This is a genomic window from Acinetobacter sp. YH18001 (assembly GCF_013416975.1).
In the GTDB taxonomy this organism is placed as follows: domain Bacteria; phylum Pseudomonadota; class Gammaproteobacteria; order Pseudomonadales; family Moraxellaceae; genus Acinetobacter; species Acinetobacter pseudolwoffii.
On record NZ_VPEU01000001.1, the window covers coordinates 69,417 to 85,387 of the forward strand.

The 15,971-nt window shown below is 41.9% G+C and carries 10 protein-coding genes; 5 read left to right on the forward strand and 5 right to left on the reverse strand.

Going from position 1 to position 15,971, the window contains the following annotated elements:
* Positions 1–178 precede the first annotated feature (178 nt).
* From FTV48_RS00335 to pta, 3 genes are all read left to right on the forward strand, one after another.
* The gene (locus FTV48_RS00335; protein WP_034609142.1) at positions 179–1,444 is read left to right on the forward strand and encodes a glutamate-5-semialdehyde dehydrogenase; all 1,266 of its coding nucleotides are present in this window, start codon (positions 179–181) and stop codon (positions 1,442–1,444) included.
* 449 nt (positions 1,445–1,893) lie between these two features.
* Positions 1,894–3,114, forward strand: coding sequence for an acetate/propionate family kinase (locus FTV48_RS00340; RefSeq protein ID WP_005172750.1), 1,221 nt, complete (start codon positions 1,894–1,896; stop codon positions 3,112–3,114).
* Positions 3,115–3,168: 54 nt separating this feature from the next.
* Positions 3,169–5,307, forward strand: coding sequence for a phosphate acetyltransferase (gene pta / locus FTV48_RS00345; protein ID WP_179999065.1), 2,139 nt, complete (start codon positions 3,169–3,171; stop codon positions 5,305–5,307).
* A 793-nt stretch (positions 5,308–6,100) separates the two neighbouring features.
* On the opposite strand, the gene FTV48_RS00350 is transcribed toward pta, so the two are convergent.
* Positions 6,101–6,340 (reverse strand): DUF2171 domain-containing protein, encoded by a 240-nt coding sequence (locus tag FTV48_RS00350; protein ID WP_005095591.1) that lies wholly within the window; start codon positions 6,338–6,340, stop codon positions 6,101–6,103.
* A 726-nt stretch (positions 6,341–7,066) separates the two neighbouring features.
* On the opposite strand from FTV48_RS00350, the gene FTV48_RS00355 reads away from it, so the two are divergent.
* Positions 7,067–8,593 carry a fumarate hydratase gene (locus FTV48_RS00355; protein ID WP_005172753.1) on the forward strand — a complete coding sequence of 509 codons (1,527 nt, stop codon included), beginning with the start codon at positions 7,067–7,069 and terminating at the stop codon, positions 8,591–8,593.
* A gap of 431 nt (positions 8,594–9,024) precedes the next feature.
* On the opposite strand, the gene FTV48_RS00360 is transcribed toward FTV48_RS00355, so the two are convergent.
* From FTV48_RS00360 to tig, 4 genes are all read right to left on the reverse strand, one after another.
* Positions 9,025–9,741: a DUF2846 domain-containing protein gene (locus tag FTV48_RS00360; RefSeq protein ID WP_005172754.1), complete on the reverse strand. Its 717-nt coding sequence runs from the start codon at positions 9,739–9,741 to the stop codon at positions 9,025–9,027.
* A 170-nt stretch (positions 9,742–9,911) separates the two neighbouring features.
* Positions 9,912–11,222, reverse strand: coding sequence for an ATP-dependent protease ATP-binding subunit ClpX (gene clpX, locus FTV48_RS00365; protein WP_005095585.1), 1,311 nt, complete (start codon positions 11,220–11,222; stop codon positions 9,912–9,914).
* Between the two features lie 29 nt (positions 11,223–11,251).
* Entirely contained in the window at positions 11,252–11,857 is a 606-nt protein-coding gene (gene clpP / locus FTV48_RS00370; protein WP_005095582.1) for an ATP-dependent Clp endopeptidase proteolytic subunit ClpP, read from the reverse strand.
* A gap of 184 nt (positions 11,858–12,041) precedes the next feature.
* On the reverse strand, positions 12,042–13,373 hold the full coding sequence (gene tig, locus FTV48_RS00375) for a trigger factor (protein ID WP_005095580.1): 1,332 nt from the start codon (positions 13,371–13,373) through the stop codon (positions 12,042–12,044).
* 265 nt (positions 13,374–13,638) lie between these two features.
* On the opposite strand from tig, the gene FTV48_RS00380 reads away from it, so the two are divergent.
* Positions 13,639–15,771 carry a TonB-dependent receptor domain-containing protein gene (locus tag FTV48_RS00380; RefSeq protein ID WP_179999067.1) on the forward strand — a complete coding sequence of 711 codons (2,133 nt, stop codon included), beginning with the start codon at positions 13,639–13,641 and terminating at the stop codon, positions 15,769–15,771.
* Positions 15,772–15,971 lie beyond the last annotated feature (200 nt).

Genomic DNA, 15,971 nt, shown 5'->3' on the forward strand with positions numbered 1-15,971 from the left:
TATACAGAGCGGCTTTTCACAAGCAACCGCTTCAGCGACCACTTATCTGCTTTTAAACAGAAAACAATTTCAAAATGTTTAGAAGTCCGCGAAAACGGATGATTTTTAACAGATGGGCTTCATTGTCCGGCAGCAGACTGTTAATATCGAAGTGAAATTTCTAAGTGATCAAAGCGCTATGCAAGAGTCTATTGAACAATATATGCAAACAGTAGGACAGCAGGCACGCCAGGCTTCTCGCATTTTGGCTCGTGCGTCCACCCAAACCAAAAACAACGCACTATCGGCTATTTATACGGCTTTGGAAAATAGCCAGCCGGCTATTTTGGCTGCCAACCAGAAAGATATGACCAAAGCGCATAATAACAATCTGGACAGTGCCCTGCTTGATCGCTTAGAACTCAACCCCGCACGCTTTAAAGGTATGTTAGAAGGCCTGAAAGATGTGATTGGCCTGAAAGATCCGATTGGTGAAATTAGCGATATGGCTTATCGCCCATCTGGCATTCAACTGGGCAAGATGCGTGTACCTTTGGGTGTGGTCGGCATGATTTATGAATCACGTCCCAACGTGACCCTGGAAGCGGCTTCACTGGCGCTGAAATCAGGCAATGCGATTATTTTACGTGGCGGTTCAGAAGCACTGGAATCCAATCAGGCGATTGCCGCGGCAATTCAACATGCGCTGAAAATTTCCGGCCTGCCAGAATCAGCAGTACAAGTGATCAATACCGTTGATCGTGCTGCAGTCGGCCAGCTCATTACCATGACCGAATATGTCGATGTGATTGTACCTCGTGGCGGCAAGAGCCTGATCGAGCGCATTACTGAAGAAGCTCGTGTCCCGGTGATCAAACATTTGGATGGTAATTGCCATATCTATGTGGAAGCACAGGCGGATCTGTTAAAAGCCTTACCCATTGCTTTAAATGCCAAAACCCATCGCTATGGCGTGTGTAATGCCATGGAAACTTTGCTAGTCGATGAAAAAGTCGCTGAAGAGTTCTTGCCCCGCATCGCAGAACTTTATCAGGAGAAAAAAGTAGAGCTCCGTGGTTGCAAAGAAACCCAGCGCATTCTTGCTGATGCAGTGATTGCGGCCACTGAAGAAGACTGGTATACCGAATATCTGGGCCCAATTCTGGCCATCAAAGTGGTTTCTGGCATAGAAGAAGCGATTGAACATATTAATCAGTATGGCTCACATCATACCGATTCGATCATTACTGAAAATTACAGTCTGGCACGTGAATTTTTGGCCGGTGTCGATTCGAGTTCGGTGATGATCAATGCCTCGACCCGCTTTGCTGATGGTTTTGAATATGGCTTAGGCGCGGAAATCGGAATTTCAACCGATAAAATTCATGCCCGTGGTCCGGTTGGTCTTGAAGGCCTGACCTCACAAAAATGGATCGTATTTGGTGATGGTCAGATTCGCCAATAACTATTTCAGATGATCACTTTAAAAATCAGCTTTGTTCACAAGGCTGATTTTTTATGGATATAAAAATTAAAACCGAAATGGATCAGAACCTTTGGGTCATTTTATTGATGAATCTCTGTATAGAATTGTATGTATAAGTCATATTTGCTGTTTTAGGCACTAAACTGAAAGCAATCTGTTCCAGTACGACATTGAAAATAGAATTTGGCAGCTTTATTGATTATATTTTCAGCATTATTTTATTTATAAATGAAAACTATGAACTGATAAATTTTAGTTATTATTGTCAGCCTGGTCGATAATGCTTAAGTCTAATCTGCTAAAGTCTATCTAGGACAGAAAAAAAACAAATGTTAAAACATCAATATTGATTCAGCTTAGTGCCTTTTTGCTGATCACTGGATCAAGTCAATGGACGAGAATTTTAATTAAAAATCGGGTAATCAATCGTGTCTAAATCAGTATTAGTTATTAATTGTGGCTCTTCTTCAATCAAGTTTGCATTACTTCTTGAGGAACAGAACTTCCGTATTCATGGTTTAGCTGAGAATTTAGGCACAGAGAATGCTCGTATCAAAGGCGTGACTGTCGGTAACGAACCGGTCGATATCCATATTCCTTTTGCCGACCATAAAAAAGCCCTTGAAGTTGGTTTGGAGCGTCTGGCTAACTATCGCCCAGATGCGATTGGTCACCGTGTGGTACATGGTGGCAGCCTGACCAAAGCAGAATTGATCAATGATGAAATTATTGAAAAGATTCGTGAAGCAACGCCGCTTGCGCCCTTACACAATCCGGCACATCTGATTGGCATTGAAGCCACCAAACGCTTGTTCCCAGACTTACCGCAAATAGCAGTATTTGATACCGCATTCCATCAAAGCATGCCAGCACATGCATATCGCTATGCCCTGCCAAAATTCTTATATACAGCCCATGGTGTGCGTCGTTATGGTTTCCACGGCACCAGCCATGCTTATGTTTCAGACCGTGGTTCTGAACTGGCAGGTAGCCTGAAACAAGGCGGCTGGTTAACAGCACATCTCGGTAATGGCAGCTCGACCTGTGCCGTGTGGAATGGGAAAAGTGTAGATACGTCAATGGGCTTAACCCCGCTTGAAGGTATTGTCATGGGCACCCGCAGTGGCGATGTCGACCCAAGCCTGCACAGCTTCCTGGCAAAGAACCTGGGTTGGGATATCTATAAAATTGACAAGATGCTGAATAGCCAGAGCGGTCTGTTGGGTCTGTCTGATTTGTCGAATGACATGCGTACCCTGATTGAAGCATCGGAACAAGGTAATGAAGATGCTGCATTAGCGATTGAAGTATTCTGCTACCGTCTAGCCAAATCTCTGGCAGCACTGAGCTGTGGTCTGCCACGTATTGATGGCTTGTTCTTCACTGGCGGTATTGGCGAAAATTCTGCCTATATCCGTGAAAAAACCATGACTTATCTGCCCCACTTCGGCTTCAACCTGGATAAAAGTGCCAATAATGACCTGAAACGTGGCACTGAAGGCCGTATCGATTCAGGTACAGGTCCACAAATCTGGGTAGTGCCAACAGACGAAGAAGGTCGTATCGCTCAAGAAGTACATAGCGTTGTAGAACTTGAAGTGGAGCAAAAAAACGCAAAAAAGTCTGAAGCTGAGGTAGCGCTTGCATAAGCAAGCAGGGCCACTTTTTAACTGATTTTTATTATTGTGTGACTGACGTAACTTATGAAAACGATTCTATTGGTTCCCACTGGGGAAGGCGTAGGCTTAACTTCTGCATGTTTAGGCCTGATTTATGCACTGGAATGCCAAGGGGTTAAAGCTGGCTTTCTCAAACCTTTTGCTCAGGAATTGAATGAAGTCGAAGACCGTACTACGGCTTTGTATCGTCATATTTCTCAAAGTGAAACTGTTGAACCAATCCGTTATAGCAAAGTCTTGCAGCAGATTAATCTGGGTGAACAGGATGAACTGCTGGAAGAAGCCGTACGTCTGCATCGTCAAATTGCCAGACAACATGACCTGATTATTGTCGAAGGTCTATTGCCAAATGCTCAGGACAGTTTTGCCGATGATCTGAATGCCTCGCTGGCGCAGGCTTTGGATGCCAAAGTGATTGTGGTCAGCAATGCCAATATCCAGCAGCCAGGTCAGACTGCCGATAAAGTTGAAAACCAGATTCGCAACTTTGGTGGCGCCAGTTCAACCCGCCTGTCTGGCATCCTGTTGATGCGAACCAAAGGTCTGCCTGAAGAATCTGCACAGATTCCTGTAACGCTTGATCCGGATTTACGTCTTGCAGAAGAAACCACACAATTTATTCGTGCCATCCAGCAAACCCATCCACATATTGGTTCAGAAAAGTTACCTGTAATTGGACTGGTGCCTTTCAGTAAAACTTTAAGTGTGCCGCGTATATCTGATCTGGCGGCACATATTCAGGCCTACTGGATTAATGAAGGCGAAGCGAAACAGCGCCGTGTCCAGCACAGCAGCCTGATTTCGGCCAATATTGAACATGAATTGCATAAGTTTGTAGCGGGTGAATTGATCATCAGTGCATCTGACCGGATTGATGTGTTATTGGCCAGCAGTCTGGCCAGCAGCAATGGTATTCCTTTGGCTGGCTTGGTGCTAACTGAACATCATCAGCCAAATGATCATGTATTGGAATTTTGCCAGACTGCCATCAAGCAAGGTTTACCGATTTTACATACACCGCTTAGTACCTTTGAAACCGCACAAAAACTGGCAAATCTCAGCAATGAAATTCCAGTGGATGATACCGAACGTGCAGATCAGGTGACACGTTTTGTTTCAAGCCATATCAATCCGGAATGGCTGAATCAAATGTTGAATGGTTCTTATAAGCCACGTCTGTCACCTTCCGCTTTCCGTCATGAACTGGTACAGAAATCGATTGCTGCGAAAAAACGTATTGTACTGCCAGAGGGTGATGAACCACGTACGATACAAGCTGCAGCAATCTGTCAGTCGCGTGGCATTGCACAATGTATTTTATTGGCCAATCCCGAATCTGTTTTAGAAGTGGCAAAAGCTCGTGGTATCGAATTGCCTGAAGATCTGGAAATTCTGGATCCGGATCTGATTCGTGACAACTATATCGACAAGATGGTCGAGCTACGTAAAGGCAAACTCAACGAACTGCAAGCGCGTGAACAGCTGCAAGACACAGTGGTGCTCGGCACCATGATGCTGGCGCTGGATCAGGTTGATGGTCTGGTCTCTGGCGCGGTACATACCACGGCCAATACCGTACGTCCTGCCTTTCAGCTGATCAAGACTGCACCGGATTATTCACTGGTTTCTTCTGTGTTCTTTATGTTGCTGCCAGATGAAGTCTATGTTTATGGCGACTGTGCGATTAATCCTGATCCAGATGCAGAGCAGCTGGCCGAGATTGCGATTCAATCAGCAGATTCTGCCAAAGCCTTTGGCATTGACCCGCGGATTGCCATGATTTCTTACTCTACCGGAACTTCAGGTATGGGTGCCGATGTCGAGAAAGTGGCTGAAGCAACACGAATTGCCAAAGAACGTCGTCCTGACCTGCTGATTGATGGGCCATTACAATATGATGCTGCCTCGGTTGAAAGTGTTGGCCGTCAAAAAGCACCAGATTCACAAGTGGCCGGACGTGCCAATGTCTTTATTTTCCCGGATTTAAATACGGGTAATACGACTTATAAAGCTGTGCAACGTGCTGCCAATGTAGTCAGTGTCGGGCCAATGTTGCAAGGTTTGAACAAACCGGTGAATGACCTGTCTCGTGGTGCTTTGGTCGATGATATTGTATTTACCATCGCTTTAACCGCGATTCAGGCAGAACAGCAGGCTCAATAAACTTAATAGCTCCGCACTCACCACCCTCTCGCAAGATGGGGTGGTTTTTTTAATCATTTTTGTTCTAAAGTCGGACATTCTATAATCTGTCGATTACTTTTCTAAAAATAAAAAATGCTCTCAAAGAGCATCACATCAACACTGATCTTAAATAGAACCGCATCTACTTACACTTAGTGAAAGTTGAAAATCTACTCACATTTTTAGCGCTCACGCAAATCGATGAAATACGTTATATGACCGGCTTGAAATGGCATTTTACACTTGAAGATATGCAGGCCATAGTCAGCGCTGTTTGGCTGATCCAACCCGTTATGACTTTGCGATTTGTTTAAACCATCATGATGAAATGATCGGTAAACTTTGAATTCTAGAAATCAATCTTGTGCTCAACATGCTGAATTTTGTATTGCAATCTCAACAATCACTTGGATAGCTCAAGGCTGTGGCAGTGAAGCGCTCAAGTTGGTCAAAGAGTTTTTCTTTAAGCCATTACAACTCAAAAGTCTTTGGACATAATTGAGGTGGAAGTCGTGCCTAGGAAAAATGTGGTTTTCAAACGCTAAAAATCATACAAAATGGTTTTGAATATGAAGGGAAATTTTCAGATAAAATCATCATACAGGCTCAAAATCCATTTCTGGCAGAATGCAAAACCAAATAAAAAAGAATCAACTACGCATAATAAATGCCAGTCTTTCGAACTGGCATTTTCAACGATTACTAATAAAGTCTGTGACATAAAAAATTAAGCTGAGACAGCCCTGCTTTTCAGTCCACTGACTTTAATTTTTTATAAGGTGGTCCACTCTTTACGCACATCTTCTGCTGTTTTATTGAGCACTACGCTATCGTCTTTGATTTCGCTTACCCAACTCAAGGGAATCAGATGATGCTCATTATTTTCATCATCACTTCTTGTTAATTTAATTGAATCCTGACCTTCTAAATGGTCTACCTTCCCGACTTGAGTACCACATGAAGCAATGACTGAAGCATGTTCTTTAATATCACTTGCATTAAAATTGTTCATTCTACTTGCCTGTTTCTAGAAGTTGAGAGAAACAGTCTAAGCAATAAAAAATGCCACATGTGTAAGGGTTTTCAGGCTTTGAGTTTTTCTGGGTTAAAAATGTAAATGGTCAACATGGCTTGAGTAAGCTATAGGAGAGATGCTTTTTAAATTTGAGTTTTCAAATATTTTTATAACTGGATTTGAAGATTTGAAGATTTGAAGATTTGAAGATTTGAAGATTTGAAGATTTGAAGATTTGAAGATTTGAAGATTTGAAGATTTGAAGATAGGTTAATTTTTTATGTCTTAAAATAAAAAAGAAGATAAAGCTTAGGCTTGATCTTCTTTCTGACCGTACATCCAAGTTGCAGCGATATATACACAAAAACCACTTGCCATTAAAATACCTGTAACCATTGTTAAGATCTCCCGTTTCAATAGCTGCATTATGTAAAAGTTTTATGACAGTTATATGACAATCTGGTTTTTTATTAAATTTAAAATAATTAATAAAATTCAATTGCTTAATACGGAATAAGCAAAATTATGCGTATTTTTTATCTGAAATATGACACTAAATATGACCGATTACTGTCATATTTGACCCGCTGAGCTGCTCAAGTCGTCCTTCAGATTGCTTAAACTATAAACTTTCGGCCAATGCTCGCCCAAAATGCCCACAACCCGATTCTTTTGTCTTATAATTTAGCCCGCTAGCTATCAGCCCGCTCAAGAGATATTTGTATGACAACTATTATCAAGCAAGATGACTTAATCACATCGGTTAAAGATGCGCTTCAGTTCATTTCTTACTATCACCCACAAGACTTTATCCAAGCGATGAGCCGTGCGTATGATCGTGAAGAGAACAAAGCTGCTAAAGATGCGATCGCGCAAATCTTAATTAACTCACGCATGTGTGCAGAAGGCCACCGCCCAATCTGTCAAGATACCGGTATCGTCAACGTATTTGTTGAAGTGGGCATGGATGTTAAATTTGATTTAACCATGGGCCTGGATGATGCAATCAATGAAGGCGTACGTCAGGGTTATTTAGAAAACTCCAACGTGCTTCGTGCATCAGTTCTGGCCGATCCTGCTTTTGGTCGTAAGAATACCAAAGACAACACTCCTGCCGTGATTTACCACAAGCTTGTGCCTGGTAATAAAGTAGATATCACTGTAGCAGCCAAAGGTGGCGGTTCAGAAAATAAATCTAAACTCGCAATGTTGAACCCATCTGATTCAATCGTAGATTGGGTACTGAAAACTGTTCCAACGATGGGTGCAGGCTGGTGTCCACCAGGTATGCTAGGGATTGGGATCGGTGGTACTGCTGAAAAAGCCATGATGCTTGCCAAAGAAGCATTGATGGAAGAGATCAACATGGACGAATTACTTCGTCGTGGTCCACAATCTAAACTTGAAGAACTTCGTATCGAAATCTTCGAAAAAGTGAATGCTTTGGGTATTGGCGCACAAGGTCTTGGCGGTTTAACCACTGTTCTTGATATTAAAATCAAAGATTATCCATGTCATGCTGCGGGTAAGCCAGTCGGTATGATCCCGAACTGTGCTGCGACTCGTCATGCACACTTCACACTTGATGGTACGGGTGTTGCCAACATCATCGCACCAAAACTTGAAGACTATCCTGAAGTCACTTGGGATTCTTCATCTTCTAAACGTGTTGACCTAGACAACATCACACAAGAAGAAATGAACTCTTGGAAACCAGGCGATACGCTTCTTCTAAACGGTACGATTTATACTGGTCGCGATGCTGCACATAAACGTATGGTCGACATGCTCAACAATGGCGAAGAACTTCCGGTTGATCTGAAAGGCAAGTTTATCTACTACGTCGGTCCAGTCGATCCAGTCGGTGATGAAGTTGTAGGCCCTGCTGGTCCAACAACGGCTACGCGTATGGATAAATTCACTCGCCAAGTCCTTGAAGCAACTGGCATGTTCGGCATGATCGGTAAAGCGGACCGTGGCCCTGCTGCTGTTGAAGCCATTAAAGATAACCAGGCAACTTACCTCATGGCTGTGGGTGGTGCTGCTTACTTGGTATCGAAAGCGATCCGTGAAGCTGAAGTGGTGGCTTTTGCTGACTTGGGTATGGAAGCAATTTACAAGTTTGTCGTGAAAGATATGCCGGTTTCTGTCGCAGTTGATGTGAATGGTACATCTATTCACGCCACTGCACCTAAAATCTGGCAAGCAAAAATTGGTAAGATTCCAGTCGTGGACGCTGCTGCAGGCTAATTTTGACTGCAATAAAAAAGCACCCTCTATCGGTAATGCCAGTCAGTTAAGGAATTGACTGGCATTTTCTTTTTCAAATTCATGATTATATCTGATAGATAGAAAAGTCATCCGCAACTGTTTGAGGCATGAGGTGTATTGCACCGCAAGATTTAAAAATGATTGTTTCTGCGACAAACTTACTAGTCGATGGTGGCTGACGAGTTTTGCGGATGAGGAGTGTTGCTCCGCAAGATGCCTTCCTTGCGAAGCTTCGCTTCTCATTTGGGCGAAACCAAAGTAACAAATAATTTACAAGAATTTGATTTATAAAATTAATACTCCGCTGTGAATGACTAAAAAATTAAAGAGTCTATTTCTAAACTCCTTAACTGATCAACATTACCCTCTATCGGTGCTTTTTTATTATATTTATTCTAGAAAATGTTCCATTACCAAGTACGCGGATCCCAAAGTTTAAAAGGTGCCTTCAACTGTACATCTAATGATGGATTATAAGCAGTTGGTTCAATTTTCTGCGCTTTTTTGCGAATCTGGCCAGTTTCCTGATCTTGCGCCACAAAATTAAAACTGTGAGATTTAAGCTGAGTAAAAGCAATTTCATTCAGACCGACCTTTTCCGGCATGAGCATGAAGGGCCCCGAGACACTACGCCGGGTGCTGATATTTTCTTCATCATATTTAATAAAATAGGATTGTCCTGCTTCCACACTAAAATCCAGATATTTAGGCTTCTGAAAATGCAAAGCACCCAACGGTCGACTGGTACTTAAACGATATGTTCCTGTAGGAACTTCAATCCAGTAATAATGATTATGCAAAAGACTTGGAATATGTTCTTGATTGATAAACAGGCTGGCAGCGACAATTTCCTGACGGTTCCATCTGGAATCAGGACGGTATAAGTACACGATGGCGGCTTGATCATGTTGTGGTTTCACCGTTTGAAACTGATTGCCCTGCTTTTGATTGACCCAGCCACCAATAGTAAACATACCAATACGATGCTGTTCCACAAAGCCCGGTTTTTTTTCAAGATCAATATTTTTTAGAGTGCTGAGTGACTGTGTAGGCTCAACGACGGCTTTCTTACCATGACACCCCAGCAATGCCAAACTGCTGATGAGTACAATTGCGACTCCACGCATACTTATCCCTCACTGCGTCTTTATTCTTTTATATGCAAGTGCTTTGCGATTTATTTTTTATAAGTTTTAGGCATCCACGTCTAGTCAATCAGATTAACATCCAGCTTTATTTTTGGAAATAAAAAACCTGCGAAAACACGGAGTTTTCGCAGGTTTCGGATGAATAGCAGTTAAGCAGATTTGCTATTCACCACTTTTAAATCTATTTTTGTCGCTGTCTCTTGCTGCTCATGCGGTTGACGCTCGGCACGATATTCTGGCTCTGCTTCACCTTTAATCACCGCTTCATTGACGACCACCGTGCCGACATCGCTACGGCTTGGCAGGTCATACATAGTTTCGAGTAATGAATTTTCCAGGATCGAACGTAGACCACGCGCGCCAGTATTACGCTCAACCGCTTTTTTCGCCACGGCACGTAATGCGGATTCTTCAAAGACCAGATCCACGTCTTCCATATCAAACAGATGTTGATACTGACGGGTTAATGCATTCTTCGGTTCAGTCAGAATCTGCATCAAGGCTTCTTCATCTAACTCATCCAAAGTGGCAATCACCGGCAAACGACCAATAAATTCTGGAATTAAACCAAATTTCACTAGGTCTGTTGCTTCAACTTGACGGAACAGATCAGACAGCTTCTTGGTTTCATCTTTTTTACGCACTTCTGCGGTAAAGCCGATGCCACCTTTTTCCTGACGCTGCTGCACAATTTTCTCAAGTCCAGAGAATGCACCACCACAGATAAACAGAATGTTGGATGTATCAATCTGAATGAATTCTTGCTGCGGATGCTTACGGCCACCTTGGGGCGGAATCGAAGCAACCGTACCTTCGATCATTTTCAATAAAGCCTGCTGTACGCCTTCACCCGATACATCACGCGTAATCGATGGATTTTCAGACTTGCGGGTAATCTTGTCGATCTCGTCGATATAGATAATGCCCTTCTGTGCTTTCTCGACATCATAATCGGCTTTTTGCAAAAGCTTCTGTACAATGTTTTCTACATCTTCACCCACATAACCTGCTTCGGTCAGTGTGGTTGCATCTGCCATGGCAAAGGGTACATCAAGAAGGCGCGCAAGCGTTTGTGCAAGCAAGGTTTTGCCTGAGCCCGTCGGGCCGACCAGCATGATATTACTTTTTGAAAGTTCAACTGAATCGTCAGCTTTTTTGCCATTATTCTGCACTTTCAGGCGCTTGTAATGGTTATACACTGCAACCGACAAGGTCTTTTTTGCGATATCCTGACCAATGACATATTGATCCAAGGCCGCACGGATTTCCTGTGGTTTCGGCAAAGGACGATTGGCCCAGTCATTGGTTTCCACCTGTTGACTGGTTTGAACCAAATCTAAGCATACGTCCACACATTCGTTACAAATGTATGCGTCCTCGCCTGCAATCAGCTTCCCGACTTCAGACTGCGTTTTACCGCAAAATGAACAATGCTTTTGTCCTTGAGGATGTTCGGACATATTTACTCCACTATCTGAATCTTTAAAACTTATGGACGTTTAGTTAAAACTTCGTCCACAAGACCGTATTCTTTCGCTTGCTGAGCAGTCATAAAGTTATCACGGTCTGTATCGCGTGCTACTTTCTCGTATTCCTGACCGCTGTGTTCAGCCATTAAACGATTTAAACGTTCTTTAATAAATAGAATTTCACGGGCATGAATTTCAATATCCGAAGCCTGACCACGGAAACCACCGAGTGGCTGATGAATCATAACACGGGCATTTTCTAAGCAGTAACGCTTACCTTTAGTTCCGGCATTGAGCAGGAAGGCACCCATAGATGCTGCCTGCCCCATACAATAGGTCACCACGTCAGGTTTGATAAACTGCATGGTGTCATAAATTGCCATACCTGCAGTCACTGAACCACCTGGCGAGTTGATATATAAATGAATATCTTTATCTGGATTTTCAGCCTCTAAAAACAACATTTGCGCAACGATAAGGTTCGCCATATTGTCTTCAACTTCGCCCGTCATAAAAATTACACGTTCACGCAAAAGGCGTGAATAAATATCAAAAGAACGCTCACCACGAGAGGATTGTTCTACCACCATTGGCACTAAAGCGTTTTCAATCGTTGGAACATACATACGTTTATTTATTCCTAAATTTTTTGTGACCTAACCCATAATCACAATATGAGGGATAATCACTGAAATTGCAAAAAATTCGCCAATAAATCTCTCATATTTTTTGCATTAGTTTTGTGAAAAACAGATATATCAATAATATGAAAAAAGGCGCACAAAGCGCCTTTTTTATGGAAAGCTAAAATTAAGCTTGTTGACGAGCTTGCTGCTCTTTCAATAAGTCTTCATAGCTTACAGTCGCATCAGTTACTTTAGCAGAAGCCAAAATGTAATCAACAACTTGGTCTTCTAGTACAACAGCTTCGATTTGTTGACGTTGTTGCGCATCGTTTTTGAAGTATTCGATCACTTCGTTTGGATCTTCATAAGAAGATGCCATGTCTTGGATATACGCTTCAACACGTGCAGCATCTACTTCGATTTTCGCATCAGCTAAAACACGGCTAACCAATACGCCAAGTTTTACAGATTTTTCAGCTTGTTCTTTGAACAATTCGTCTGGAAGCATGCTTGAATCAAATGCTTGCGCACCTTGAGCACCGAACTGTTGAGTGAACTGCTGAATCATTTGTTGACGTTGACGGTCAATTTCTTGAGCAAGCATAGCCGCTGGAAGTTCAACTTCGTTTGCAGCAACAAGCGCATCAAAAGTCGCACCTTTTACCTGGTTACGCAGGCCGTTTTTCACTTCACGTTCCATGTTTTTACGAACGTCAGCTTTCAACTTCTCAACGCCTTCTTCTTCAGACACACCGAAGATTTCCAGGAATTCAGCATCAATTTCTGGAAGTTTTTGTTTTTCAACAAGCTTCACAGTGATTTTGAATTGAGCTTGTTTACCAGCAAGGTTTTCAGCTTGGTAATCTTCAGGGAAAGTTACATCAATCACTTTCTCTTCGCCTTTCTTCATACCAACGATGCCGTCTTCGAAGCCAGGAATCATACGGCCAGAACCGAGTACAAGTTTGAAGTCTTCAGCAGCGCCGCCTTCAAATTTCTCACCATCAACCGTACCTTCAAAATCGAAAGTCACTTGCATGTCTTTTTTAGCCATGCCTTTGGTTTCAGCCCAAGCAGCACGTTGTTTTTGAAGATTTTCGATCATCTTCTCAACGTCTTTATCGTTGACTTCAGTTGCTTTACGTTCAACTTCCAGACCTTCGAATTTCACTTCAACTTCTGGATAAACTTCAACAGTCGCTGTATATACCAGCGCGTCGTCTTTCATTTCAGTTTTTTCGATGTTTGGCATGCCCACAGCATTGATTTTCTCTTGCTGGATTGCTTCGAAAACTGTGTCACGAATAATATCGTTTACTACTTCTTGGTAGATACCCGCGCCGTATTCACGACGAACTACGTTTACAGGCACTTTACCTGGACGGAAGCCGTTGATCTTCGCAGTTTTAGCAGTGCGTTTTAAACGAGCTTCAAATTGCTCATTAATACGGCTCGTCGGTACAGAAACATTTAAACGACGGGCAACGCCCGAAACCGCTTCAGAAGTTACTTGCATGGCTTCCTCTATATATTAGGTTATAACAGGTTTATAAAAATGTGCCACATTATATGACAACATTTAAGGATATACAAAAAATACGCGCGAGTTCCAGTTTTTAAACCCTTTTTTTACTTGAATTGGCATCTTTTCAAATATTCAGGCGATTAAATTGAAATGAAGGAATTGTATATTTTTATTGCAAATGATAAATATTATCACTAGTATTCACTTTCAAATTTGATACAAAACTTTGAACTCTCTCCATATTGGAATTTTGGTTATGCGTGATTTTAATCTTCGACCTTTAGCTGTGGCTATTCTTGGGGTTACAGCTACCTCTGCACATGCTGAAACAAATAATACCAATGTACCAGTAACACAATTATCTACAATTGTGGTTTCAGCAGCGGGTTTTGAACAAGATATTAAAAATGCCCCTGCTTCCATTAGTGTGGTCACAAAAGAAGATATCGAAAAGAAAAATGCAACCAGTATTGCTGATTTATTGGCAGATGTTCCTGGTGTTGACGTTCGTAATGGTGTTGGGAAAACGGGTGGTTTAAATGTCAGCATGCGCGGTATGAAGGCAGAAGACACACTCATTTTAATTGATGGCCGTCGTCAAACGACTGCAACTGACAATATTATGCCGAATGGTTTTTCTGAAGCTTCAACGAGCTTTATGCCTCCACTTTCAGCGATTGAACGTATTGAAGTCATTCGTGGCCCGATGTCTACGCTTTATGGTTCGGATGCCATGGGCGGTGTGATTAACATCATCACCAAAAAAGTATCTGACGTTTGGAATGGTAACGTTACAGTTAGTGGTAACGTGATGGATAGCAGTAAAGAAGCTGATTCATGGAAAACCAGCTTCTTGGTGAATGGCCCGATCGTTAACGATAAACTGGGCTTACAACTTCGTGGTAGCTACTACGATCGTGGAGAGTCTGAACGTATCAACAATGGTACTTCTCGAGATCCTCGACCTACAACTGCTGAAAATTACGACGTAGGTGCAAAACTGTCTTTCCAAGCAGATAATCAAAATGCTTTATGGTTAGATGGTTTCCAGTCAGTTCAAACCTATGATAATGCTGATAATCGCTTAGGTACTCAAGATACCCCAGCGAAAGCAAGTGGTTATAAAAATGAATTAGAATTCACGCGTAATCAAATTGCAATTGGTCACGATGGTGATTATGACTTCGGTATTTGGAACACCTATATCAGTCACACTGAAACTGAAACTGATGGCAGAACGCTTCCGACTGAAGCATTTGAAAAAGGGAGTACAAGCCCTCTTATTGGCTCAGATCGTACATTAAAAAGTACCGACTTAGTTGCAGACAGTCATATAGTTTCTCAACTTGGCAATCACAAAGTTACTGGTGGGCTTGAGTTTAAAAAGCAAACGATTGAAGACAATATCGCTCGACACATTACTAGCAAAGATAAGTTCGATAAAGACTCTTGGTCTATTTATGCTGAAGATGAGTGGAAAATTGCAGACTCACTTGGCTTAACTTTCGGTGGTCGCTATGAAGATCATTCAGGTTTTGGTGGTCATTTCAGTCCGCGCGCTTATTTAGTCTGGAATACCAATGATATATTGACCATTAAAGGTGGTATTACTACAGGTTATAAAGCGCCAAGCGCCAAAGATCTTGAAAATGGCCTGGTTGACATGAGTGGCCAGGGTAAAACATATGTATTTGGTAACCCAAACTTAAAACCAGAGACATCGACGAACTACGAACTTGGTTTTAATTTACAGCCAACGGACAAAATTAACTTCACTACTACTGCATTCTATAATCAAATCGAAGATGCGATTATTAGCAAGGATATCAGCGACCAAGCCATTTGTCCTGTTGAAGAATGCTCTCAAGATATCAATGCTCAAGAAGCTAAAGTATATGGTGCTGAGGCAAGTTTACAATATGCAATTTTGCCTGAGTGGGATATCAAAGCATCTTATACTTACACGAAAAGTGAAGTAACAGATGGCGGAAATGAAGGTTTGTATTATAACAATAACCCTCGTGATGCCTTTAACTTAACATCTACTTGGCACATTAATCCTGATTTAGATATTTGGCTACAGCATGAGTATAAATCTAGCCGTACTCGTTTCACAAGCCTCCCAACGTCTGGAGATAATTTAGAAGTTTATAAAATGTATGGCAATAAATTTGCTGGCTATAACCTATTTAATTTAGGTACAAGTTATTCAGTGAATGAACAAGTTCGTGTAAATATGGCTGTAAATAATTTACTCGATAAAGATTTTACTGAACACCAAACTGTGAATGGTGTGACTGGTTATAAATATCTTTCAACTGGTCGTAGCACTTCTGGTACTTACCTACCAGGTCGCAACTACTGGTTATCTGTTTCATACGACTTCTAATGCACGCGTCGTAACTCAAAACCCTGCCTCCGGCAGGGTTTTTTCTGGTCCTCAGAGCAGCATGCCCAAAAGTCTTGCCAATATATGCCCTTCCATAAACATCATTATTCTCAATAAAAAATTAATAATCAGATTAATTTATCAATATTTATTAAAAACATAAGCTTAAATTAAAATTGTTACATCATTACATTTAAAAA